This is a genomic window from Bradyrhizobium sp. 141 (assembly GCF_023074055.1).
GTDB lineage: Bacteria > Pseudomonadota > Alphaproteobacteria > Rhizobiales > Xanthobacteraceae > Bradyrhizobium.
Window position 1 is genome coordinate 1 of record NZ_JADPKR010000111.1, and the last position, 22,139, is coordinate 22,139.

General features: G+C 61.2%; 22 protein-coding genes and 2 pseudogenes. 16 read left to right on the plus strand and 8 right to left on the minus strand.

Annotated features, from left to right (window positions below):
* The 3 genes and pseudogenes from IVA81_RS40780 to IVA81_RS36420 form a co-directional block, all read left to right on the plus strand.
* Positions 1-92: pseudogene (locus IVA81_RS40780) on the plus strand (IS21-like element helper ATPase IstB); the annotation flags it as partial.
* Complete coding sequence (locus IVA81_RS36415) at positions 89-1,141, plus strand: TrbI/VirB10 family protein (RefSeq protein WP_247327204.1); 1,053 nt, start codon at positions 89-91, stop codon at positions 1,139-1,141. The pseudogene IVA81_RS40780 and the gene IVA81_RS36415, both read left to right, overlap by 4 nt.
* A gap of 3 nt (positions 1,142-1,144) precedes the next feature.
* The gene (locus IVA81_RS36420; RefSeq protein WP_247327207.1) at positions 1,145-1,390 is read left to right on the plus strand and encodes a DUF2274 domain-containing protein; all 246 of its coding nucleotides are present in this window, start codon (positions 1,145-1,147) and stop codon (positions 1,388-1,390) included.
* On the opposite strand, the gene IVA81_RS36425 is transcribed toward IVA81_RS36420, so the two are convergent.
* The 3 genes from IVA81_RS36425 to IVA81_RS36435 all read right to left on the minus strand — a co-directional run bounded on the left by IVA81_RS36425 (position 1,357) and on the right by IVA81_RS36435 (position 3,847).
* A complete protein-coding gene (locus IVA81_RS36425; RefSeq protein ID WP_247327376.1) occupies positions 1,357-2,322 on the minus strand; it encodes a LysR family transcriptional regulator in 966 nt (321 codons plus the stop codon). The genes IVA81_RS36420 and IVA81_RS36425 overlap by 34 nt on opposite strands.
* A gap of 79 nt (positions 2,323-2,401) precedes the next feature.
* Positions 2,402-3,034: an acyl-homoserine-lactone synthase gene (locus IVA81_RS36430; protein WP_247327210.1), complete on the minus strand. Its 633-nt coding sequence runs from the start codon at positions 3,032-3,034 to the stop codon at positions 2,402-2,404.
* Positions 3,035-3,118: 84 nt separating this feature from the next.
* A complete protein-coding gene (locus tag IVA81_RS36435; RefSeq protein WP_247327379.1) occupies positions 3,119-3,847 on the minus strand; it encodes a LuxR family transcriptional regulator in 729 nt (242 codons plus the stop codon).
* A gap of 311 nt (positions 3,848-4,158) precedes the next feature.
* Here IVA81_RS36435 and IVA81_RS36440 point away from each other — a divergent pair.
* Positions 4,159-4,407, plus strand: a pseudogene (locus IVA81_RS36440) (dihydrolipoyl dehydrogenase); the annotation flags it as partial.
* Between the two features lie 1,046 nt (positions 4,408-5,453).
* Here the strand turns inward: IVA81_RS36440 and IVA81_RS36445 are convergent.
* From IVA81_RS36445 to IVA81_RS36455, 3 genes are read right to left on the minus strand one after another with little or no spacing between them, the layout of a single operon-like run.
* Positions 5,454-6,356 carry an HlyD family secretion protein gene (locus IVA81_RS36445; protein WP_247327214.1) on the minus strand — a complete coding sequence of 301 codons (903 nt, stop codon included), beginning with the start codon at positions 6,354-6,356 and terminating at the stop codon, positions 5,454-5,456.
* On the minus strand, positions 6,353-6,571 hold the full coding sequence (locus tag IVA81_RS36450; RefSeq protein WP_148754951.1) for a DUF1656 domain-containing protein: 219 nt from the start codon (positions 6,569-6,571) through the stop codon (positions 6,353-6,355). The genes IVA81_RS36445 and IVA81_RS36450 overlap by 4 nt, the downstream gene beginning before the upstream one ends.
* Positions 6,568-8,637 (minus strand): FUSC family protein, encoded by a 2,070-nt coding sequence (locus IVA81_RS36455; RefSeq protein WP_247327217.1) that lies wholly within the window; start codon positions 8,635-8,637, stop codon positions 6,568-6,570. Before IVA81_RS36455 ends, IVA81_RS36450 begins: the two co-directional genes overlap by 4 nt.
* Positions 8,638-8,727: 90 nt before the next feature.
* Here IVA81_RS36455 and IVA81_RS36460 point away from each other — a divergent pair, with 90 nt between their 5' ends.
* Positions 8,728-9,666: a helix-turn-helix transcriptional regulator gene (locus IVA81_RS36460; RefSeq protein WP_247327220.1), complete on the plus strand. Its 939-nt coding sequence runs from the start codon at positions 8,728-8,730 to the stop codon at positions 9,664-9,666.
* Here IVA81_RS36460 and ribB read toward each other — a convergent pair.
* On the minus strand, positions 9,625-10,701 hold the full coding sequence (gene ribB, locus IVA81_RS36465; protein WP_247327224.1) for a 3,4-dihydroxy-2-butanone-4-phosphate synthase: 1,077 nt from the start codon (positions 10,699-10,701) through the stop codon (positions 9,625-9,627). The genes IVA81_RS36460 and ribB overlap by 42 nt on opposite strands.
* A gap of 142 nt (positions 10,702-10,843) precedes the next feature.
* Positions 10,844-11,467, minus strand: a complete 624-nt coding sequence (locus IVA81_RS36470; protein WP_256469420.1) for an Lrp/AsnC family transcriptional regulator — start codon at positions 11,465-11,467, stop codon at positions 10,844-10,846.
* Between the two features lie 611 nt (positions 11,468-12,078).
* Between IVA81_RS36470 and IVA81_RS36475 the strand changes: the two genes are divergently transcribed.
* From IVA81_RS36475 to IVA81_RS36525, 11 genes are all read left to right on the plus strand, one after another.
* Positions 12,079-12,432, plus strand: a complete 354-nt coding sequence (locus tag IVA81_RS36475) for a VOC family protein (protein ID WP_247327231.1) — start codon at positions 12,079-12,081, stop codon at positions 12,430-12,432.
* Positions 12,433-12,501: 69 nt separating this feature from the next.
* Positions 12,502-13,047, plus strand: a complete 546-nt coding sequence (locus IVA81_RS36480; RefSeq protein WP_247327233.1) for a flavin reductase family protein — start codon at positions 12,502-12,504, stop codon at positions 13,045-13,047.
* A gap of 114 nt (positions 13,048-13,161) precedes the next feature.
* The gene (locus tag IVA81_RS36485; RefSeq protein WP_247327235.1) at positions 13,162-14,031 is read left to right on the plus strand and encodes a branched-chain amino acid ABC transporter permease; all 870 of its coding nucleotides are present in this window, start codon (positions 13,162-13,164) and stop codon (positions 14,029-14,031) included.
* Positions 14,015-15,046, plus strand: coding sequence for a branched-chain amino acid ABC transporter permease (locus IVA81_RS36490; protein WP_247327238.1), 1,032 nt, complete (start codon positions 14,015-14,017; stop codon positions 15,044-15,046). The genes IVA81_RS36485 and IVA81_RS36490 overlap by 17 nt, the downstream gene beginning before the upstream one ends.
* Positions 15,043-15,768 (plus strand): ABC transporter ATP-binding protein, encoded by a 726-nt coding sequence (locus tag IVA81_RS36495; protein WP_247327239.1) that lies wholly within the window; start codon positions 15,043-15,045, stop codon positions 15,766-15,768. The genes IVA81_RS36490 and IVA81_RS36495 overlap by 4 nt, the downstream gene beginning before the upstream one ends.
* Complete coding sequence (locus tag IVA81_RS36500; RefSeq protein ID WP_247327240.1) at positions 15,761-16,480, plus strand: ABC transporter ATP-binding protein; 720 nt, start codon at positions 15,761-15,763, stop codon at positions 16,478-16,480. The genes IVA81_RS36495 and IVA81_RS36500 overlap by 8 nt, the downstream gene beginning before the upstream one ends.
* A gap of 104 nt (positions 16,481-16,584) precedes the next feature.
* Positions 16,585-17,349, plus strand: a complete 765-nt coding sequence (locus IVA81_RS36505) for an enoyl-CoA hydratase/isomerase family protein (RefSeq protein ID WP_247327241.1) — start codon at positions 16,585-16,587, stop codon at positions 17,347-17,349.
* Positions 17,350-18,144, plus strand: coding sequence for a creatininase family protein (locus IVA81_RS36510; protein WP_247327242.1), 795 nt, complete (start codon positions 17,350-17,352; stop codon positions 18,142-18,144).
* A gap of 167 nt (positions 18,145-18,311) precedes the next feature.
* The gene (locus tag IVA81_RS36515; RefSeq protein WP_247327243.1) at positions 18,312-19,445 is read left to right on the plus strand and encodes an LLM class flavin-dependent oxidoreductase; all 1,134 of its coding nucleotides are present in this window, start codon (positions 18,312-18,314) and stop codon (positions 19,443-19,445) included.
* Between the two features lie 16 nt (positions 19,446-19,461).
* Positions 19,462-20,241, plus strand: a complete 780-nt coding sequence (locus IVA81_RS36520; RefSeq protein WP_247327245.1) for an enoyl-CoA hydratase-related protein — start codon at positions 19,462-19,464, stop codon at positions 20,239-20,241.
* Between the two features lies 1 nt (position 20,242).
* Positions 20,243-22,108, plus strand: coding sequence for an AMP-binding protein (locus tag IVA81_RS36525; RefSeq protein WP_247327246.1), 1,866 nt, complete (start codon positions 20,243-20,245; stop codon positions 22,106-22,108).
* The last annotated feature ends 31 nt before the right edge of the window (positions 22,109-22,139 follow it).

A 22,139-nucleotide genomic window follows, 5' to 3' on the forward strand; every position in this document is an offset into this window, starting at 1 on the left:
GCTCCGACGAGACGAGCGCTACCAGCAAAGCCCGCCGTGCTAAGGGGTCAAAATTGGACGCCGATGAGGGGTCAAATTTGCAAGCCGATTGACAGCTGTGCTGTGGTCGCTGCAGAACAACCGCCCTCGAAGTCAGCCGGCTGCTGAGCTCTACAGCACTGACCACCACAATATCGCCGATGGCGTTACGACGCTGCCGAAGGACTACGCTGGCGTTCCACGTCAGCTGATCCCGCAGCTTGGTCCGCCGCTTCCCGGGGACCTCGGCCGACCGATCCTTGCCGCTCAGGGGCAGTCGCCGACGAGCCTCGCGGATCCGGACCAGCAGCGCCGGGATCAAGAAACCGAAGCAGCCCGCATCAGTCATCTGTTCGCCTCGACCAATGGACGAGAAGTGCGTCCGTCCGCCGCTGCGGCTGTTGGCAGCGAGCGCGTCGTGTCGCCGAGCGCAACGAGCACTAGCGACGATGGATCTGCGCAAAGCGGTCAGGACCACAAGCTTGCCTTCGTAAACGCCTCTGTGGACCGTCGCACGGTAAGCCCTGACCGCGTCACCAAGCCCGCTTCACCCTACATCGTGCAGGCTGGAACGGTCATTCCAGGGGCGCTGATCACTGGGATCCGATCGGACCTGCCAGGCCAAATTACCGCGCAAGTTACCGAGAATGTTTTCGATACGCCGACCGGCCGCTTCCTGCTTGTGCCTCAAGGAGCGCGTCTGGTTGGCATCTACGACAGCCAGGTCGCTTTCGGCCAGTCCCGAGTCCTGCTCGTCTGGACCCGGGTGATCATGCCGAACGGACGTTCAATCGTTCTCGAGCGGCAGCCTGGCGCCGACACTGCCGGGTATGCCGGACTTGAGGACCAGGTCGATAATCACTGGGGTGAGCTATTCAAGGCCGCTGCGTTGTCGACGTTTCTGGCGGTCGGGACTGAACTAGGTGCCGGCTCGGACACCAATAGCAACGATAGCGCGATCATTCAGGCATTGCGGCACGGCGCCCCAGACTCACTGAACCAAACCGGACAGCAGGTGGTTCGGCGCAGTCTCAATGTTCAGCCTACTTTGACCGTACGACCCGGCTTTCCGGTTCGCGTTCTCGTCAATCGTGATCTCATCCTAGCGCCATACGGAGGGTAACGCGTGCATAAGCTTAGAATAGGAGCACTACCCGACGACAAGCCAGTGAAAGTTGCGACTGAACTTCCAGCATCGGTGCATCGGGATCTCGTTGCCTATGCAGAGGCCTTGGCACGCGAAAATGGCCAGCGCATCGATCCGTTGAAACTGATCGCGCCCATGTTGGCGCGCTTCATGGCAGCGGACCGCGGATTTGCAAAGGCGAGACGAACCAATCAGTCCGCGAGGACCGAAGGGGGTGACGGATAGCGCTCTGCCAAGAGATCGATGAATCGCTTCAGAGGCGGATTTTCGTTATCATCGCGCCAATGCGCATAGAAGCCTATCCGGCTCGCCCCTGCTCCGTCTTGCAATTCGCGGTAAACCAAGCCGGCGAAACTCGCTCCAATATCCGACTCCATCACGAGGCTGAGCCCCATGCCCATACTTATTAGGCTATTGATGATGCCTCGGCTAACGTCATGGCGCGCGATTTTGGGTCGGTCCTCAGGTAGTACGAGCTTCGAGATCAAGAGATCCTCAAGCTCGCGTCCAGGATCATACCGACTTAGGAGGATTGTTTCGTTACGCAGATCGGTCCAGTAGATGATCTCGCGTGCAACCAAGCCATGATCCTGAGGCAGCGAGATCAAAATGCGTTCGCTCCAGAGCGGTAGTGCCTTGGTTTCCCTTGAGGGCAGACGTCCGGGGCTAACGACCAGATCGACGGTCCCGCTACGAAGGGCCGTCATTAAGCGAAGGCGAGAGCGTTCCACGGTTGCCAACTCGATCTGCGGGAATCGCTTCTTGAACTCTCCTAAAGTTGCTCGTAAGTTGCCAGTGGAAATGGATGTGCAGAAGCCCATCGTAAGGTGACCAGATTCGCCGCGACCATTTGATATTCCCGTGTCGACGAGCGTGTCCACCTGCTCCAATATCAACCTTGCAATCCGCAGAACCGCTCGGCCAGCGAGAGTAGGCTTGGTCCCCCCGCTAGAGCGCTCGAACAGCCTGGTTCCAATCAGGTACTCCAACTGACCGATGGAACGGCTCAGGACGGTATGCTTGATTGATAGCACCTCTGCGGCTCGTCGAAAACTGCCGCAGTCGCAAGCGACAACGGCCAATCGAAGATGGTGCAGGTGAATAGCTTTTGCTGCGTTCCGGCCGTCGTTCCTAGTCTCAATTTCCGTCATGTTCATAGCTCGGTAGGAAAACTGCAAGGCACGGCGCCCCCGCTCCCGGCGGGGACGTGCATATCGTTTGTTGGCATGGATCGTTCTAGGCGGCCGCGAAGATTACCGGCGTCCAAAGGGCCGGTGCCGAGAGACCGCCGGCTTTACGAAGGCTGGCTAAAGTATCGGGCGAAATCTCAAGGTAACCCGCGACGGCTAAAGTGTTGCCAATTGTGGAAGGATTGCCAATACGTCGCAGGGGCCAGCCAACTCGTCGAAGAATTCTCTCCATTCGGACATCTGTGACGGTAACGATATCTGTGAGCTGCCGTGAAAGCCCGAACTCAACCATTCCCGCAAATAGCTCGTAAGCGGCGCGAGTGATACCGTGGTCTCCTTTCGGGGCATCGGCAGCAACATCGATTGCGAATCTACTACTTTCCCAAACGAGAGGAGTTGACGGCGCGGGTTGGCCTTCAAGAAGCGCAGGGAAGGTGTCGCAAAGCATGGTCGGGCCAAGTGTGGGGAGGAGGCGTACGCAACCTTGGACCTGGCCGTTGTCACATAGCTGGGTTAGGTAAGCGGGATGCAGTGCATCGAAATCGTCGATCTCCATGTCGCTGCTGGTTTGAACGTCCCATGCCATGCGAAGTTTGAAAACGCGATACCGCAACCGATGCATTTCGGCAAGTGTCTCGGCGAACTGTCCATATAAGGACGGTGTGATTAGCTGAATCATAGTCCCTCCAACGGTGTACATCGTCACCTTTGGAGCGGATCACGCGTCTTAAGTCAGTACCTGTAGTTGTAGGGGGCTGCGTCCCTAATTTTGCTGTTTTCTTTTCACAGCGGCTAAGCGGGCTACCGCTTGCACAATCGTCCGAACACCAAGCTTTTTCTTCGCGCCTTCTAGGTAGAAGGCAACTGTGTTGCGCGAGATGCCGAGAATGCAACCAATCTCCCAAGCGCTCTTGCCCCGAGCTGCCCACTCCAAGCATTCGAACTCGCGCGGTGATAGGCGTGCCCCCTCTATATCGTGTACGTTCCCTAGCTTTCGGCGGGTATGAGCATGGAAATACATCGCCATAAGCTGAAGAACGCGTTCATGCGATTCAATGAACCGTTCGAATTGCGGGCGGTTCTGGTCCACGGCAAAGGTCAATGCAGCGATGGGGCCGTGGCCATCGTGAATGGGCACCGTAAAGCCAAACCGGATTCCGAACTCCGCGGCCTCTTCGAAAAGACGATGCTGTGCTTTCGATGTGAACTCCGAGTTGAAATTCTTCCCCCATCGAAAGGGCTCGGGCCTTCGAAGGGCTTCTTGGATAACGGGATCAAGCATTTGATAATTGTTTCGTAGATAGTGTGCTACCCACCGCGATGGATATGTAGAGATTAGGCGCGGTTTACCTCTGTTGGTGTGCTGGAGAGCTAGGTAAGCAAAACACGATAAGTCCAAAGCGGCCGCTGTGTCTCCCATGGCTTTGGAGAAGTCTTGGAGATCTTCTGCGGTCGCTAGGAGATCGATGAAATTTTGAAAGATGCGATGCATCGCTGCCAAGCAAACCGTGCATGGTGCGAAAGCAAAGATCTCGCCTAGTTCCTCGATTGTGCCCACAATGAAGGACCAAAGAGCAGCGCTTCGCAGCCGGTGAAGTCAAGGCAATCCCTCTGGTACCCAACCAGAAAGTTGTGCCTCGCACATTTTGTTGTCTTTGCCTATTATCATAATACGCCCGGCATTTTATGCCGAAATTGCAGCCGCCTCCCCCAAAGTGCCGAATGGGATGCGGCTATGCAACTGGCTAGGGGCCTGCATGTGCCGGGACACTGCGCTGACCGGCCAGGAAGGCCAGTTTGCCGACCAAGCTGATCATCGACCAAGAGACTCACCGGATCATCGGCGGTGTGATCGTTGGCCCGCAGGCTGGCGACATGATCGGAGAACCTGTCCGGCGATCGAGATGGGCGCCGATGCAATTGATATCAGCAAAACCATTCATCCGCATCCGACATTCGGAGAAACAATAGGCCTGGCTGCCGAAGTACGAAGGTGTTTGCACGGATGTGTTGCCGGGTGCGAAGAGGTCGATCAAGCGCGCGAGCCACTAGAAATTCAAAGCCTGAGCCGGCATCAGGTGTCTCGCTGCCGATCGTTCATATGGGACCATGGCGGGAACTTCTCGGAGGGAGGTCAAGGTACCTTTGAGCGTTCAGGAGGAGGAATTTGCCGCGGCATGTCGATACGTCGTTCTGGAGAGAAGACCTGATCTAGCAGCATCCATCGTCATTGTAGACAGCCAGCTCAGGATTGGGAATGATCCGCATGTTCGGTCGCATTTGTAGAACTCGGTCTTTGCCAGATTGGTGCGAGTTCTACATCTCGCAATCGAAGGCAAGGCGATGGCGCTGGAAAAAGTGCCTAGGCTCCTGTTCGACCTGTCGAGCTTCAGAAGAAAGACGCTCCGCGCGCTAGGTAGAGACGATCGAGGACAGCACCTCGGAAAATAGGCGCGATTTCGTCAGCGCGCGATTTAAAGGAATGGACACTCATCATCGCAACGCGAACCCAGGCAGTCATCCTCGGCAGAACCCTCGGCGATTGGGAGCTCTGAATTGCAAAAGCAGGTATGGCGGCGCGGGCATTGCGAGATCTGAGCCGGGCGATGAAATGAGCTGTTCTGGACGTGCGGAGCCTGGTGATCGGTACCCTTCAAGTTTCGCGCGCGCGCTTTTTGGTGCAGTCGAAATCGTACCTCGCGTCAAATGCCGAAAATGGCGCTGAGAGCTGCGGACTTCAGCACAAAATGCGGTCTGATGTGCACGACAGTATTGCTGCTGGATGTCGTTCGTTAGATTTCCGCGATCGAATTCCGCATTCGGCGTTTGCGAAAGATATCCGATCTTTCGTTTCCTCCCTCTACTTGGCCCGGCGCGATCGGCGGGCCCTTTCTCAAGGTCTGGCTACATCTGGTGACGCGGCGAAACGGCGCTATTTCGCGATTCTTGCTTGCGCTTACGGTAACAAACGCTAGTTGTTTCAGTGCTCCGGACCAGACTACGAATCTGAGGGTCGGACGTTCGAATCGTTCCGGGCGCGCCATTCGGCTTTGTTTTCATTAGATTTTCTTGGCGCCGGCTGAGCGCGTTACCGAGCGTTACCGTAAAACGCCCATGGTGTTTGGCGGTGCGTTGCGGTTTCCAACATTGACTTGCACCGTCGCAGTCGTTCCGACGATCAGGCGATCGACATCTTTGCGCGGGATGCGGACCCGAACCGGAATGCGCTGGGCGAGCCTGACCCAGGAGAACGATGGATTGACGCTGGCGAGCAGGCTGGACCCCAAACTTCGATCGCGGTCCTCGATTCCGCCAGCGATACTCTCGACCCGACCGCTCAGCGTCGCTCCGCTCATCAGCTTCACGTCAACGGCGTCACCGAGGTGGATCCGCGGGATCTTGGTCTCCTCGAAATAGCCTTCGACACGCACGGTGTCGATGTCGATCAGCGCCATGATGCCGCGCCCCGCGGCGAGATAGGTGCCGGGCCGTAAATCAAAATTGGTCACGCGGCCGTTCGCGGGTGCCCGGATTTCGGATCGATCGAGATCGAGCCGCGCGATCTGAAGGTCGGCCACGGCCTGACCATAAAGCGCCTTGGCTTGCAAATCCGTAGCACGGATCGTCTCGCGCTGTTGCTGCGACACGACACCTTCGCTCAGCTTCTCGTATCGTGCGCGGTCGCTCGCTGCCTTCTCCGCGGCGGCTTCGCGGTTGGCCAGAGACGCCTCTGCTTGTTGGACGGCGAGGCGGAAACGGTCGGGATTCAGCCGCAGCAAAATATCGCCCTTGCGGACGACCTGATTGTCCCGGACCAGCACCTCGTCGACCAGCCCGGAGACATCGGCGGCAACGGCGATGATGTCGGCGCGGACGCGGCCGTCCCGTGTCCATGGCGCCGCCTCATAATGCTCCCACATGCCGATGCCGACCGGTGCCGCGACGCTCACCATCAGGACAGTGAGCATCATGCGGGGAAACATCGAACTCATCGTTGTCATAGCGGCAGCTTTCCCAGAACAGCGTAGAAGATCTTGGTCAGAATGACGAAGACGGCGAAGTCGAACAGCGCGGGGTGCCACGCATACCTTCGAATATCGACGCCGATGAATTTGCGGTTGGCCGCGGAGGCGATAAAGCAGGCCGCGAGCGCACAAGCACAGGCCAGCGCAAACGTCGGAACGTAGACGCCGGCAATGGCGATTTCCTCGTTCATGGCATGGCCTTGCTGGACAAAGCATGAGCATCCGGAAACATCGTCCGACGCAGGCCGATCAGCGCGAGCGTTCGCTGCTGGCAGGCGGTCGTGTCTTTGCGCGTGTCGCACAGCGCGTTGTCGATCGCGGCCAGAAGGGCGCGCGCAACGTCAGGCTTCAGTTTCGCGTTGCCGCGGGCCAGCCAGCGGAATGCCTGCGACAGCATCGGCAGAAGCTGCTGGAGGCCAGGGTCGCTGCGCGCGTCCTCGTGCACTACGGCTTGCCTGAGCGCGAGCAGATCGAGGCCGATTTGCAGCGCGGCCAAAGGACGGGCTTCCACCGCGATGTCCGTCGTCGCGCCAGCCAGCCGAGGGATCACCAGGCCGAATCGATCAAGCATGATGCTGGTCCATCTGGCGCGGCTCATCGGCCGCCGTGCAGCAGCCAGCCTCGCCAGATCGGACCAGCCGTGGCGCAGCAGACGCTGCGCCGCTCCCGATGCTGACAGTGAACGCAGCAATCGAATTGCGATGAACGCTGTGAGAAGTCCGATCATCGCAGCCGCATTGCTATTGATGAATAGAGCGAAGTCGGCGCTGAATTTGTTCTGGAGGTCGAGCGCGCCGATCAGTCCGAGACCGAGCGCCAGCGCCTTGATGAAATGCCGGGGATTGGCCTGCAGATAGCCGATCACCAGAAAGGTCGGCGCCAGCGAGAACACCAGCATCGGAAAGCCGGTGATGGCCGGGAAGATCACGAACAGGTAGATCGCGGCGATCGGCAGGCAGGCCAGCGTCCAGAGCGCGTAGGAAATCAACGTTGGCGCGGGATCGTCGAGGCTGCTGTAGAGCGCCGCGGCGATGGCGGCGATTTGCGTGGCGACGCCGCCTTCCGGCCAGGCCGTCGTGATCCAGACCGTGCAGCAGCCGAGCACGGCGACGCCAAGAGCCACGACCGACAGAACGGCAAGGCCGGGATCGCTGTGCAGGCGTCGCCTCACGTGTCTATCCCGCAGGCCAGCTTGGCTCCAAATGGCAGGGTGAGCACCGCTGTGCAATGCGCGCGACAGGTTTCGCGCGGCAGCCAGCGCTTCGATCAGCGTGGCCAATCTGGCCGCGGTTCCGGCCTCGATCAGCCGATCCCATTCGCTGCGATCGTCGCAACAGGTCGCTTCGAACGATGTGCACTTTCTGATCAGTTCGTCGGAAGTGGCCGGTGATCGCTCCGGCGCACGTGTCCAGTCGGCGAGTTCAGACAGCAGGTGGTTCAACTCGGCCGAGCGCCGCTCTCCCAAGGCGGCGAGTCCGTCCTCCACCGACAGCAGCATCGGCAAGACCAATGCGAGCTGGTCCTGCACGGCACCGATAGCGCGCATGTCCGGCTTGCTCGCGGCGGTGTCGTAGCGCAGGTGCGTCGACAGGATCTCGATTTGCGTGATGTCCGCAGCGAGCTTCCAGCGCCCCGTATTCGGTGCCTTGTCGACGCGCGCGCAGAGCACATCGGTGGTCCGGGCGAAGGCGTCCGACAATGCGGCGCAGAGGGATTCCAGCACAGGAGTAGTGACGTCGCGCGGGAACAGCAGGGTGTGCACCAGGGTCGCACAGCCGATGCCGAGCAGGATCTCCTCGACACGCGACAGCGCGGTCACAAATACCATCGCCGGAACGTTGACGCTCGAGAACGCGATTGTCGTCGCGGTGTAGCCTGCCAGCAGGAAAGCATAGCTGCGCGGCGTGCGGTCCTGCAAGGAGATATAGAGGCAGAGTCCGGCCCATGCGGTAACGGCAACCGACAATAGCGCGGGTTGATCGACCAGGATCGGGACCAGCGCCAGCGCCGCGCAGGCGCCCAGCAATGTCCCGACAAAGCGGTAGACGGCGCGTGACCGAACCGCGCCGGCGAACGGCTGTGCGGTCAGATAGACCGTGAGCATCGCCCAATACGGCCGCTCCAATCCGAGCCGGAAGGCAAAATAGATCGCGAGCATTGCCGCGATGAAGGAGTTCGCCGAGAACAGCGCCCATTTCGGATCGAGCCGGCCGGGCGCTGCTGCTGCGAGAAGCCGAGACAGAAATGGTGAAGGCATGATGTGATCGTCCGTGAAGCACGGAGACCATAGGCGTTGCTGCGTCGAGAGAATTTCGTTATTCTGCCAATTAATTGCTAAAGGATGACAATGCGCGGCACGCTCTATCAGCACTATCGGCGGTTCGATCCTGACATTTTGGACCGTCCGATCGTGGCCGGCATGGTGGATACCCGGGAGCAGGAGGACGAACTGCCGGTTCATATCCATCGCAAGGGACAGCTCGTCCTCGCCCAGCGCGGCGGTGTGACGTGCGAAGTGCCGAGCGGCCTGTGGATGGTCCCGCCGCGCTGCGGCGTCTGGATTCCCGGCGGTATGCCCCACAGCAATCGCGTCAGCGGCAACGCCAGCCTGCTGTTTCTCTATGTGGACATGGATGCGGCGAGCGTGCCGCAGGAATGCTGCACGCTGTCGATCTCACCGCTGTTGCACGAGCTGATCCATCGGATGGCGACGCTGCCCCCGCTCTACGATCCCGACGGCCCGCCCGCGCAGATCGCCGCGGTGCTCCTCAACGAGTTGATCGCCATGCCGACCGAACGGCTGCATCTTCCGATCACGCGGAGTTCGAAACTGCGTATGATCGCCGATGCCTTGATGGACAATCCGGCCGACCGTAGGACCGTGGCGGAGTGGGCGCAAGCCGTCGCGCTCGGCGAGCGGACGCTGATGCGCATTGTGCTCGCCGAGACCGGCATGACCTTCAGTCGCTGGCGTCAGCAGCTTCAGATCATCGTCGCCATCCAGAAATTGTCTGCTGGCAACACGGTTCAATCCGTGTCCGAGGCGCTCGGCTACGAGTCGGTGAGTGCGTTCATCACCATGTTCAAGAAGGCGCTTGGCAAATCGCCGGCGCGCTACTTCTCCGAGCGCGAGGCCGGCCAGGCTGGCCCGGGGGAGACCTGCCGCGAGACGAACTGCAAGCTTCGTCGGATGCCTGAGGTGCGGGACGCGCTCAATGGATTTTCGCAACGCGGATGGCTGGAGTTAGAGCGCTTCGTTTCGGACGATCTCGATGCCGAAGCCTGACAGGCCCTTGAAGTGATGCGTCGACGACGTGAGGTGACGGATGGAGCTGATCTTGAGATCCCGCAGGATCTGGGCGCCGACGCCGATCTCGCGCCATTGCCGATTACGGTCGTCTTCGCGCGAACTGATCGGGCCTAGCGGCGCAGGCGGAACGCCCGCCGCGCCGTCGCGCAGATAGACGAGCACGCCGCTGCCATTATCCTTGAAGCGTTGCAGAATGACGTTCATCTTGGCCTGTTCCTGACCCGAGAACAAATCGCGCAGGATGTTGGGTTTGTAGAAGCGCGTAAGGACGTCGGTGCCGTCGCCCAGTTCTCCGTAGATATAGGCGACGTGATGAATGGGGTCGAACGGCGAGCGATACGAATAGCCCTGGAGCGGGCCGATCGGGCTCTCCGCCGTGACGCTCGAGACGCGCTCGATCAGCGTCTCGCGGGCCTGCCGGAAGCTGATGAGGTCTGCGATGGTGACCTGTTTCAGCTTGTGCTTGTCGGCGAACGCCGCGACTTGCGGACCCTTCATCACCGAGCCATCGTCGTTCATCAGTTCGCTGATGACGCCGACCGGCTCGAGACCTGCCAGTCTGCACAGGTCGACGGCGGCCTCGGTGTGACCCGAGCGCATGAGTACGCCCCCTTCTTTTGCGATCAGCGGGAAGACGTGTCCCGGCCGGCAAAAATCGCCGGCGCCAGCGTTGGGGTTGGCGAGTGCACGGCAGCACGAGGCCCGCTCTTCGGCCGAGATGCCCGTCCCGCTATCCGGCCGGTAGTCCACTGACACGGTGAACGCCGTGGTGTGAGCCGAGTCGTTGTTGACAACCATCGGGTCAAGCCGCAGGCGTCTCGCGTCTTCGAGGGTAATCGGAGCGCAGACGATTCCCGATGTATGGCGAATGATGAAGGCCATCTTCTCAGCGGTACACCGCGAGGCGGCAACGACGAGGTCCCCTTCGCCCTCGCGATCGTCGTCGTCGGTGACCACGACGATTTCGCCGTTGGCGAGCGCCTGCAGGGCCGCTTCGATCAATCCCGTCATCTCGGTCGCTCTGCTCGCTAGAACCGACGGGTGCTCGCGTTGGGTCTTGTGCGGATTGTCAGGCTCGCAGCGCCGCTCGAGCACTCTGCCGATCTTAACTTCACCATTATTGTCAACTGGCCGGAGCCCATGGCGGGGCGCCTCATAGTCTTTCCACGCTGTAGCTGGGACGATTGGTGTCGAGCCCGATCGGCGCATCGGACAGCAAAGGACCAGTTGGGTCGTATCGGGGTCTTGGTGAGCGCTCCAGAGGGCGCGAGGGGTTGGCGCAAGCCCTGACGGTGACCGGCCGATTGGCGTCGATCGGCAGCACGGTCTTGTACGAAATGCGCTTGAGGGCCAGATTTGATCGAATGCTGCTGACGCCGGGGATGCGGGATAGTTTGTTGACAATCAGGTCTTCGAGATCTTCGATGTCGGCCGCCATGACGCGGAGCAGGTAGTCGCTCTCACCGGTCATGAGATAGCATTCCATTACCTGGGCCAGCCGGTCGATGGATCGGGTGAAATTCTCGAGGGACGTCTGGACCTGCTTTTCCAGCTTGATCTGGATGAAAGCCGTTACACCAATGCCGAGCACGGCGGGATCGAGAAGGGCGATCCGTCGATCGATCACGCCGAGTTTTTCGAGTGTTCTGACGCGTGCCAGACACGGCGACGGCGAGAGATTGACGCGTGATGCGAGCTCGACATTGGTCAAGCTCGCATTCTGCTGGAGCTCGTTGAGGATCTTGATATCTATTCTGTCGAGAGAGGTCGTTGACATCGCGTATCTCCCAAGTATGGCAGTCTTCTGCGGCGCGTATCACCCTCGTTTGCGGGGTGATGACAATCGCGTGGTAAAAGCTAACCGCAATTGCGCTTGTGGGATTTCGACAAATCATCGACTTGTATCGAAAAACCGTCAACCTTCACATTGTGCATTGCGATCAGGAGGTTAGTTGCCTACTTCCGATACATTTTTTGCCTATGCGATATGCAGGCCGACGTTGATCCACGGATTCGGTCAAGATGTAATGCCCGCCGCTCCATCGATTTGGCTCCCCATGTCACTTGACGGGATGTGCAGCAGAGCTCGATGTCGAGAGCTGCCCTGTTTCGTACAACCGCCTGTCGTCGCGTGTGGCCCTGGTCCCACGTCGCTGACCACGCCGCGGGCGTTGCGCGAGACAGAAGGTTCGGCAGCAACGACGCCCACCCTCGTCAACCAGAAAATGGCAAAGATCGGCCGGATGCAGAGTTGGATCTAGCGACTCGACAAGTCGTTACAGCATAAAATGCTGATGAAGCTTCTGTGACAGGCGTTGTTCAAGCAGTAATGCTGAGAGGCTCGGGCGACTATCCACCCACGATCGCACTTGGGTAGCGACGGTTTGGATGTCGAGCGTGAAACTGAAGCAAGTCTATTTGACGGCGAACGATCCTGGACGCCTGGCCGAGTTCTACGAAGGCCTGGGTCTGAAGGTGCGCTTCGCTGATCCCGGCAAGTGGATCCAGTTCGTGAGCGATGCGGCTGCGTTCTGCGTCGCCGGACCGACGGAGTCGGTCTCGGACCAGCTGCAAGATGCTGTTCTTGTCTTCGATGTCGATGACCTCGAGGCCGCCATGGAGCGTGCCGCAGCCATGGGGGCGCAGGTCGGCGCGGTCCAGGACATGGCCAGTCACGGCCGTGCGGTGAAGGTGCGGGATCCGGGCGGCAACGTCATCCAGTTCTATCAAGCAGCCGGATAGCTCAGACGTTCACCGGGGCAGCGCTGCATGCCCGGAATCACAACCAGACAAAGAGGGCGCATCCATCCCATGAATCCAAGGGTCGTAGCCATGCCGTACGCAACACCGCCGCTGTCCGAAACGAGCCCACTCGATGCCGCAGCATTCCGCGCTGCAATGCGCAGCGTGCCGGGCACCGTGTCGATCGTCACGACAGGCCGGGCGCCGAACCGCCATGGTCTGACACTGACGGCGGGCTGCTCACTGTCGGCGGCTCCGCCCAGCGTGCTGGTTTGCGTCAATCGATCTGCCGGTGCGCACGACACTATTCTCAGCAGTCGGTCGTTCTGCTGGAATATCCTGGGGGTCGAGCATCGCGATCTGGCGCTCAAGTTTTCCGGGCAGGACGGCAGCAAGGGCGATATCCGCTTCGGCGACGGTTTGTGGTGCGATCTCAAAACCGGAGCACCAAGTCTGGTCGGCGCGGTCTGCAGCTTCGATTGCCGCGTGGTGAATGCTTACAGCGACAGTAGTCACACCATTTTCACCGGAGAGGTGGTGGCTCAGACCACGAGAGCCGGATGTGAGTCGCTCGTCTACATCGACGGATGTTTCGCCGCGCCAAAGGCGGTCTGAAACACAGGACGAAGTCAGGCGCCGCTACGTTTCCGCTACAGCCAAGATGGAACCGATCAGCATGCAAGGAAGACGAAGACTTTCCATCGCGCATCCATCAGCGGTCGGTCGCTGATGCTGTCGCTCTGGCTCAATGTCATCGCCAGCGGGGTGCTCATCGGACTGGTTTACGGGCTCGTCGCGCTCGGTCTCACGATCATCTTCGGCGTCATGCGCGTGGTCAATTTCGCTCATGGCGAGATGGTCGTGTTCGGGATCTACATCGGATACTGGACCGTTCGAATCTGGGACGTCCCGATCTTTCTAGCCGCTGCGATCGCCGCGGTCGTCATGTTCGTGTTCGGCTATCTTCTGGAGACGCTCGTCGTGAAGCGGTTCGTCAATCGCCCGCATCACTATCAGTTCATCGTCTTCATCGGCCTCTCACTGCTTTTCAGCGGCGTATTGCTGATGTCGTTCGGTCCGGATCCGCGGCCGACGGCGTCTCAGCTGTCCTTCCAGACCGTGAGCGTGGGCCCGCTCACCTTGGATTGGGCCCGCATCCAGGCGGCCGCTACGGCCGGACTGCTGATCGCCGCACTGGGAGCCTATTTGAAGTACTCCGCATTCGGCCGATCGCTGCGGGGCGCCGCCAACAATCGACTGGGCGGACTGGTGGTCGGGCTGAACATCCCTCGGGTCTATGCGGTGACCTTCGGCATCGGAACCGCCTGCGCTGGCGTCGCCGGCGCATTGATCTCGCCGTTGTTCGATGCGCAGCCCTATCTCGCCGTCGACTTCACGCTGCTGGCCTTCGTGACGGTGATCGTCGGCGGTCTCGGCAGCTTCGGCGGCGCTCTTTTGGGCGGCCTGACGATCGGGGTCGCCGAAGCGATCGCGGCCTTGATGTTCACGCCGTCGATGAAAACAGCACTCCCTTACGCGCTCCTTATCATCATCCTGATTTTCCGTCCGAGGGGGTTTTTCGGTGCAAAGGACATCTGATCAAGTCAGCGACGCCAAGCGTTGGGGCGCCGGCGCTCTGGTCTTCGCCGCCCTGGCCGTGGTGGGTGGCATGTCCAACGCCTACGTCATCTCGCTTCTGACGATCGTCCTGTTATTCACCTTCATGGGACAATCGTGGAACCTGATGCTCGGGATCGGCGGGCAGCTATCCATCGGTCACGCGCTGTTCATTGGAATCGGTGCGTATGCGGTGGCGATCCTGAACATCAAATACGGCGTCACCCCGTGGATCGGTCTGCTGCTGGGCGCGGTGATTGCGGGCTTCGTCGGCGCGGTGCTGGCGTGGCTGAGCTTCCGCTTCGAGGTCCGTGGCATCTATTTCGCGCTGCTCACGATCGCAGCTGCCGAATTCGCCCGGATCATGTTCGGCGGGTGGGACTATGTCGGCGGCATGCAGGGCCTGTTCTATCAGGCGCCGGGCGGCACGATGGACCTCGGGATGCTGCGCGGTGACGCGCGGTTTTACTACTTCGTCGCGCTCGCGCTTGCGGCCATCGGCATCGCGGGAACGGAGCTGATCTCTCGGTCCTATTGGGGCTATGTCTGGCGGGCGATGCGGGACGACGACGAGGCCGCCCGCGCGCTGGGGGTGCGGACGTTTCGCCACAAGGTGCTGGTGGTCTCGATATCGGCCGCGACGGCCGCGATCGGCGGCGGCGTCCTGGGCCTGGTGCAGGGCGCGATCTTTCCGGATTCGATCATGGGCATGGCGATCTCGGTCGATGTCCTGATCGGGCCCGTGGTTGGCGGATTGGGCACTGCATTCGGCCCGCTGGTCGGCTCGATGGCCGCGATCCCGCTGCATCACGCCATGGGGGCGCTCGGCGACAGCTTGGGGCTCCCCGGACTGAACAGCGTCGCCTACGGGGCGGTGCTGATCCTGGTCGTGTGGTTTCTGCCCGACGGCATCTGGCCGGCGATCGTCCGGCTCTACGGGGCGATCCAGCTGCCGGCGCGCGGCCGGATCTCACAACTGCGGAAGGTCGAGGAATGACCGCGCTGCTCGAAGTGAAGAACTTGACCAAAGCGTTCGTTGGATTGGTCGCGGTCAATGACGTCAGCTTCTCACTGCAGGCAGGCCGCATCACCGCTCTGATCGGGCCGAACGGCGCCGGCAAGACCACCTGCTTCAATCTTGTCGCCGGGGCGCTGAGACCGACCGCCGGGCAGGTGCTGTTCGAGGGGTGTTCGCTCGAGCGCGAGCCGCCCGAAGCGGTGTGCCGCATGGGCATTGCGCGCACCTTCCAGATCGTCCGGCCGATGAAAGATATGTCGGTGCTCGAGAATGCCATGGTGGGCGCCTTCAGCTGGTCGACGAACGTCAAGGAGGCGCGGGACAAGGCGTATGAGTCGCTCGAAACTGTCGGGCTCGCCGGCAAGGCGAATGCCCGGACGGATCAGTTGACGTTGCCCGATCGCAAGATGCTGGAGATGGCGAAGGCGCTTTCGACACGCCCCAAGCTGCTGCTGCTCGACGAAGTGATGGCGGGGCTGCGTCCGACCGAATCGGCCGGCGTCGTTGGCGTACTGCACAGGCTCGCCGAGGACGGACTGACGATCCTGCTGGTCGAGCACGTGATGCGGATCGTGATGGAGGTGGCGTCGACCGTGGTGGTGCTTCACCACGGCGCCAAGATCGCCGAGGGCAAGCCGTCAGAGGTGGTGACGGATCCTGCGGTGCTGGAAAGTTATTTGGGAGCCGGCTTCCATGCCTGACGACGCGCTTCTCGCAATCGACGACCTGTGCGTAGCCTATGACGGCTCCAATGCGCTGAACGGCGTGTCGCTCCGCATCGGCAAGGGTGAATTGATCTGCGTGGTCGGCGCCAACGGCGCCGGCAAGACCTCTCTGATCCGATCAATCGCGGGGATCGTGCCGTCGTCGCGCGGTTCCGTCAGGATCAACGGAGTCGAGATCTCGCGGCGACCGCCGTGGGACATCTGCGAAATGGGCATCGCTCAGGTCGCCGAGGGCCGTCAAATCTTCGGTGCGCTCTCTGTCAAGGACAATCTGCTGATCGGAGGCTCGCTGAAGCGGGCCAGGAACGACCGGGCAAACACGCTTGATTCCGTCTATCAGCTGTTTGGGCGGCTTCGCGAGCGCCGCGACCAGCTCGCCGGCACGCTGTCCGGCGGCGAGCAACAGATGCTGGCGATCGGTCGGGCGATCATGTCGAAGCCAGAAATCGTGATGTTCGACGAGCCATCGATCGGGCTGTCGCCGGCGCTGACCGACGTGATGTTCGGCGTCGTCAAATCCCTCAACGAGCAGGGCATCACGGTCCTTCTCGTCGAGCAGAATGTCGCCAAGTCGCTCGCGCTGAGCAGCCGCGGCTATGTGCTCGAGAACGGCTCCGTGGTTTTGCACGGATCGAGCCGCGATCTGCTTGAGAACCCCGATGTCCAGCGCGCCTATCTGGGATTGTGAGGCGCGCCGTCTCGGCGAGGCGTCGGGCAGTGCCGCTCTCGTCGCGCCGCCGTTTGGTCCACCGCTCCCCGGCTGTTGCAGCCGCTCTCGCTTGGGTCTCACTTATGAACACTGCCACTTCTCTCCTGATCGAGCGTGATCAAGACCTGGTCACGATCACGATGAACCGGCCGCCGGCCAATGCGCTGAATGCGCAACTTATCGTCGAGTTGCTGGAGGGGATCCGGCACTTTGCCGACGACGAGAATCCGCCCGGCATCGTGCTCACCGGAGGCGGCGACCGCTTCTTCAGCGCAGGCGGCGACATCAAGGAAGTCGTCGGGATCGATGTCGCGAGGCCGCGCATCCGGTTCTTCCACGAACTCCTCGTGGCGATGGAGAACTATCCGGGCCCGATCGTCTGCGCCGTCCGCGGCTATGCGGTCGGAGGCGCCCTAGAGTTTCTGCTGCATGCGGACTACGTCGTGGCCGATGCAGCGTGCAAGATCGGGTTCCCGGAAATCAACCACGGCCTGCTGCCGGTGACCAAAGGCATGCGCCGGGCCGTCGAGAAGCTCGGCGTGCGCGCGGCGCAAGAGCTGCTGTATTGGGGCCAGCTCGTCGGCGCCGAGCGCGCTGTGGCTATTGGCGCAGCGAACGAGATCGTCGCGACCGAGGAGGTCGCATCTCGTGCGCGAGAGGTATGCGGTGCGTTGCGGCAGAAAGACCGCAAGCTGTTCCATGCCATCAAAAGATCGCTCAACCTCACCGCGCGAATGAGCGATCAGGCGCTCGAAGAAATGACCGTGGCCGACCTCGACGCCTATGTCACAGACGAGAACTCAATTAATGTGCGTGCGAGGTTTTTGTCAAAGAACAGTAAGGGCTGAATGATGGCACGCGGATATCCCGATCAGATCTATCTGGAGCAGATGAGCCACGAGGAAGTCGCCGCGGCGCTGGCCGATGGGTGCACGACGGTGGTGATCCCGCTGGGGGCCGTCGAGCAGCATGGACCGCATTTGTCTTTGGGCATGGATGCGGATCATGCCGATGCTCTGGCCGAGCGGATTGCGCGCAGCCGCGGCAACACGCTGGTGGCGCCGACCATCAGGGCCGGCTGCTCGTCTCACCATCTGCCATTCGCGGGTACAATCTCGTTACGGCCGGAGACCCTGGAAGCGATTTGTGTCGATTATTGCACAAGCCTGGCGCGGCACGGCTTCAAGCGCATCCTGATTCACTCCGGCCACATCGGCAATTTTCCGGTCCTGAAGGACATGCTCGATCGACTGCGTGGGGCCGTCCCCCCGGATGTTGCGATCCAGGCGTTCGTCGACTCGACGAAATGGATCGATACGTGGCGGGATGCGGTGCGCGAAGCTGGAGGAGACGTGTCGGCCGTCGGCGGCCACGCCGATATCGCCGAAACGTCGCTGATGATGGTCATTCGGCCCGACAGCGTAAGACCGGACCGCTTCGAGGTGGGCCATCTTGGCGGCTTGTCGGAGGCTGATCTCGAGCTGATGTGGAAGAACGGCATCCGATCGGTTTCGCATAACGGCGTGATCGGAAGTCCGTTCGGCTCGAGCCACAACATCGGCGAAGCGTGCCTCGCGGCGGTCGCCGAGTTGCTGATCAAGACCTTCGATGGCGAGGCCGGAGTCGCCGGCGCCCGCCGTTGACGGTCGGCCCGTCCGCTGCGCGGCGAAGCTGCCCGCGGCGTCTGCCATGTTGCGAATACTGACAGCATAAAATTCGGAAAGCTTTACTCCGCGACGCGGCTTTCGGGCGAAAATATCGCCCCGCCTATGAAACCCTGTGCCATCTCGAAATCTAAAAGGATTGAGACATGGCACTTACGTTTGGGTTCTGGTCCGAACAGGAAACCCAGGTCGGCCACAGTTACTCGCGAAGGCTTCACGAACTGGTCGACGAAGTCCGTTTGGCCGAGAAGGTCGGCTTCGACTGCGTCGCGCTCTCCGAGCAGCACGTGGCACTGGGCGGGATCTCGAGCTCGGCGCCCGAAGTGGTGTTCGGCTATCTGGCTGCGGTGACGTCGCGCGTCAAGCTGCGCGCGGCGGTGACGCTGATGCCGCAGCGCATCAACCACGCCTTGCGTTCGGCCGAGCGGCTTGCGGTGACCGACATCCTGTCCAACGGCCGCATGGAATTTTACGGCGGCCGCGCCAACACCACCATCGCGATGCGGGCGTTCAACGTCGATCCGAACGAAACGCTGGCGCAGATGGAAGAAGGACTGGCGCTGCTGAAAACGGCGATGCGCCAGGACATTTTCACGTTCGACGGCAAGTACTACCAGATCCCTCCGCGCCAGCTGGTTCCGAAGCCGCTGCAGAAGCCGCATCCGGTGATCGGGATCGCGGCGACCAGCGAGCGCAGTCACGTCTGGGCCGCCTCGCAGGGCTTCGCCGTGATGAGCAGCAACATCTATCAGGGCTGGGAAGCGCAGCAGAAGCTGATCGGCGCCTATCAAAAAAACTGGAAGCGCGACGAGGGGGGGCCGCTGCAGCGTCCGCGTATCGGCATTCCGCTGTTCATCGGCATCGGGAAAACGGACGAGCAGGCCAAGGCGGATTATGCCGGCCCGCTGATGCACTATGCCAAGATCTCGACCGATGCCTATCCGCGTCTCGCGGCGATTGCCGACGACTACAAGTACATGGGAGAGAGCGTGCCGTCGATGGAACGTGCCGCCAACGACTGGGACTATCTGGTCAACGAGTCGGCCACGACGGTGTGCGGCAGCCCCGATACGGTCATTCGTCAGATCGAGAAGTTCGAGGCCATGGGAATCGACGAGGTGCTGCTGCACATGGACTCCGTCCCGCACGAAAAGATCATGGAGGCGATCGACATGGTCGGTCGCTACGTCATCCCGCATTTCAACGACAGAAACAACGTCGTGCGGCCGACCGAGGAGATCCTCGGGCAGATCCGGCAGATGCGGACCCAGAAGCAGTAATCCAACGGTGAAATCAATGTCGCAATACGACTACAAGTACCTGATCGTCGAACAGCGCGCCACCGGCGTCGCGATCGTCACGATGAACCGCCCGGAGATCCTCAACGCGATCAACTGGGAGATGCACGAGGAGCTCGAAGACGTCTTCGTCAAGCTGGATCACGACAGTTCTGTCAACGCGATCGTTCTCACCGGTGCGGGCCGCGGATTTTGCTCCGGTGGCGATCAGAAGTCGCTGGATAAGGGAGCGCTGCCGTCCCCGACGCGCAGCGGTCGCCACCTCATCCGCAACATGCTGGAAGTCGAAGTGCCGATCGTCGCGGCCGTCAACGGTGTCGCGGTCGGCCTCGGTGCCACGCTCGCGCTCTTCTGCGACGTGATCTATGCGAGCTCGACAGCTCGTTTCGCCGACACGCACGTCAATGCCGGCGTCGTCGCGGGCGATGGCGGCGCGGTGATCTGGCCGCTGCTGATGGGGCCGGTGCGCGCGAAGCACTATCTAATGACCGGCGAATTCATCTCCGCCGAGAAAGCGGCTGCTATCGGCATGATCAACGAGGTGGTCGCGGACGGCAACGTTCTCGATGCCGCGATCGAATACGCCGAACTGCTGGCAAGCGGGCCGAAGGAATCGATCGTGTGGACAAAGTACAGTGTCAACAAGATCATCAAGCAGTACGCCCACCTGCTGCTCGACACCTCTGCGGCGCTGGAGATGTTGACGTTCAAGTCGCCCGAGCGGGCCGAGGCGGTTGCGGCATTCGCGGCCAAGCGCAAGCGTTTCGCGGAGCGCTGAGATGAACGTCGCTGCGATGACATCCGGCGCTCAGTTGGCCGATACGACCGTCGTGCAGCTTTTGGCTGCGCGACTCGCGGAGCGGCCCGACAAGATCGCCTTGCAACAAAAGCGTCACGGCGCCTGGACCGCCATGACGTGGGGCGCCTATGCGCAGCGTGTCGTGAACTTGGCCAGCGCGCTGCGGCGTGCTGGTCTCGAGCGCGGCGATCGGGTCGCGATCATGGGCGATTCGTCCGAGGAATGGCTGATCGCCGACATGGCCACGATGTGCGCCGGCGGCGTCATGGTGGGCGTGTACTTCACCTCGTCACCCGAAGAAGTGGCTTACTGCTTCACGGATTCAGGCGCGAAGTTCGCGTTCGTCGGCGGGGAGCAGCAGCTTCGCATCGTGCTCGCCTCCGGTCAGGCCGAGCAGCTCCGCGGCATCATCGTGCTCGACCCGGATTGGACCGGCGAGGCCACGGCGTCGATCAAGTCGCTGGCCGACTTTGTCGGAGCACACGATGTCGACGCGCATGATTATCTGCAGAAGGAAAGCGCGACAGCAAAGGCGTCCGATGTCGTCAGCATCGGCTATACGTCCGGGACGACCGGAAATCCCAAAGGCGCTATGCTGACGCACCTTTCCATTCTCGCCGGCGTTCATTGCATCACCCTGTTCGCCCCCAGCATGCGCGAAGAGGAACACCGGGTGGTCGTGCATTTGCCGATGTCGCACACCGTCGCGCGCGGGCAGGCGACGACGTTGCCGCTGATCGCCGACGCAGTTCCGTATTTCGGCGAGACGACCGCGGACTTCGCCCGGACGATCAAAGAAGTCAAGCCGACCTACTACATGGCGCCGCCACGTTTCTACCAGCGTTTTGCGACGCAACTTCTCAGCAAGGTACATCCCGCCGGCGGTGCGGGAGATCAGAACTACGCACTTGCCATGACGATCGCGCGCAGGGCGCTCGAAGACCGACAGCGCGGCCACGAAGATGCCTTCGTCTCGAACCTGTTCGCGGCCTGCCGCGAGCAAGTTTTCCTGCCGCTGCTCGCGGAGGTCGGTTTCGACGAGCTGAAGGTCGCGTTCACCTCATCGGCGGCGATGCCGTCCGAGCTGATGTCGCTGTGGCAGCTGTGGGGCTTGCAGCTCAAGGAGTGCTACGGCCAGACAGAACTGGTCGGTGCCAATCTGGTGCAGATGGCGGAGTGGCCGAAGGCCGGCAACGTCGGGGTCCCGCTGCCGGATCCGGCCTGGGAAACCGCCGTGCTCCAGGACGGCGAGATGATCGTCCGTGGACCGGGATTGTTCGCGGGCTATTGGAACAAGCCGGACGAGACGAAAGCGGCGCTTCGCGACGGCTGGCTCTACACCGGCGACATCGTCGAAGTGTCGCCGGAAGGAACCTTCAAGCTGGTCGACCGGAAGAAGGAGATCATCAACACGTCGAACGGCAAATCGATCAGCCCGACTCAGATCGAAAACGAGCTGAGGCACAGCCCGTTCATCTCCGAGGCGGCTGTGATCGGCGAGGGGCGAAAGTATCTCACCGTCCTGATCGAAGTGGATGCCACCGCCACAATGGACTGGGCGAAGTCGCGCGACGACAAGATCGCGAGTTACGCCGACCTGGCAGGCTCCGAGATCGTCAACCGGCTGATCGAGGCGGAGATCGGCAAGGCCAACGGAAGGCTGGCGCGAGCCGAGCAGATCAAGGCGTTCCGCATTCTGCCGGAGGAGCTGTCGCTCGAGAACGGCGTGATGACGCCGACGCGGAAGAAGCGTCGCAAGCAGATCAACGAGCGCTATCAGTCGCTGATCGCGTCGCTCTACGACGAAACCGAGGAAGAATTGATCAAGGCCGAGATGGGCCTTTGACGTCGGCGGTCGGTCCCAAAACGTACGAAGC

Coding starts and splice junctions, on each gene's coding strand:
- IVA81_RS36455 (WP_247327217.1), bottom strand. CDS start 8,637: ATGCCTTCACCATTTCTGTCTCGGCTTCTCGCAGCAGCAGCGCCCGGC.
- IVA81_RS36505 (WP_247327241.1), top strand. CDS start 16,585: ATGAACACTGCCACTTCTCTCCTGATCGAGCGTGATCAAGACCTGGTC.
- IVA81_RS36485 (WP_247327235.1), top strand. CDS start 13,162: ATGCTGTCGCTCTGGCTCAATGTCATCGCCAGCGGGGTGCTCATCGGA.
- ribB (WP_247327224.1), bottom strand. CDS start 10,701: ATGACGGGATTGATCGAAGCGGCCCTGCAGGCGCTCGCCAACGGCGAA.
- IVA81_RS36510 (WP_247327242.1), top strand. CDS start 17,350: ATGATGGCACGCGGATATCCCGATCAGATCTATCTGGAGCAGATGAGC.
- IVA81_RS36495 (WP_247327239.1), top strand. CDS start 15,043: ATGACCGCGCTGCTCGAAGTGAAGAACTTGACCAAAGCGTTCGTTGGA.
- IVA81_RS36500 (WP_247327240.1), top strand. CDS start 15,761: ATGCCTGACGACGCGCTTCTCGCAATCGACGACCTGTGCGTAGCCTAT.
- IVA81_RS36460 (WP_247327220.1), top strand. CDS start 8,728: ATGCGCGGCACGCTCTATCAGCACTATCGGCGGTTCGATCCTGACATT.
- IVA81_RS36430 (WP_247327210.1), bottom strand. CDS start 3,034: ATGATTCAGCTAATCACACCGTCCTTATATGGACAGTTCGCCGAGACA.
- IVA81_RS36520 (WP_247327245.1), top strand. CDS start 19,462: ATGTCGCAATACGACTACAAGTACCTGATCGTCGAACAGCGCGCCACC.
- IVA81_RS36425 (WP_247327376.1), bottom strand. CDS start 2,322: ATGAACATGACGGAAATTGAGACTAGGAACGACGGCCGGAACGCAGCA.
- IVA81_RS36435 (WP_247327379.1), bottom strand. CDS start 3,847: ATGCATCGCATCTTTCAAAATTTCATCGATCTCCTAGCGACCGCAGAA.
- IVA81_RS36515 (WP_247327243.1), top strand. CDS start 18,312: ATGGCACTTACGTTTGGGTTCTGGTCCGAACAGGAAACCCAGGTCGGC.
- IVA81_RS36470 (WP_256469420.1), bottom strand. CDS start 11,467: ATGTCAACGACCTCTCTCGACAGAATAGATATCAAGATCCTCAACGAG.
- IVA81_RS36480 (WP_247327233.1), top strand. CDS start 12,502: ATGAATCCAAGGGTCGTAGCCATGCCGTACGCAACACCGCCGCTGTCC.
- IVA81_RS36475 (WP_247327231.1), top strand. CDS start 12,079: ATGTCGAGCGTGAAACTGAAGCAAGTCTATTTGACGGCGAACGATCCT.
- IVA81_RS36445 (WP_247327214.1), bottom strand. CDS start 6,356: ATGACAACGATGAGTTCGATGTTTCCCCGCATGATGCTCACTGTCCTG.
- IVA81_RS36450 (WP_148754951.1), bottom strand. CDS start 6,571: ATGAACGAGGAAATCGCCATTGCCGGCGTCTACGTTCCGACGTTTGCG.
- IVA81_RS36525 (WP_247327246.1), top strand. CDS start 20,243: ATGAACGTCGCTGCGATGACATCCGGCGCTCAGTTGGCCGATACGACC.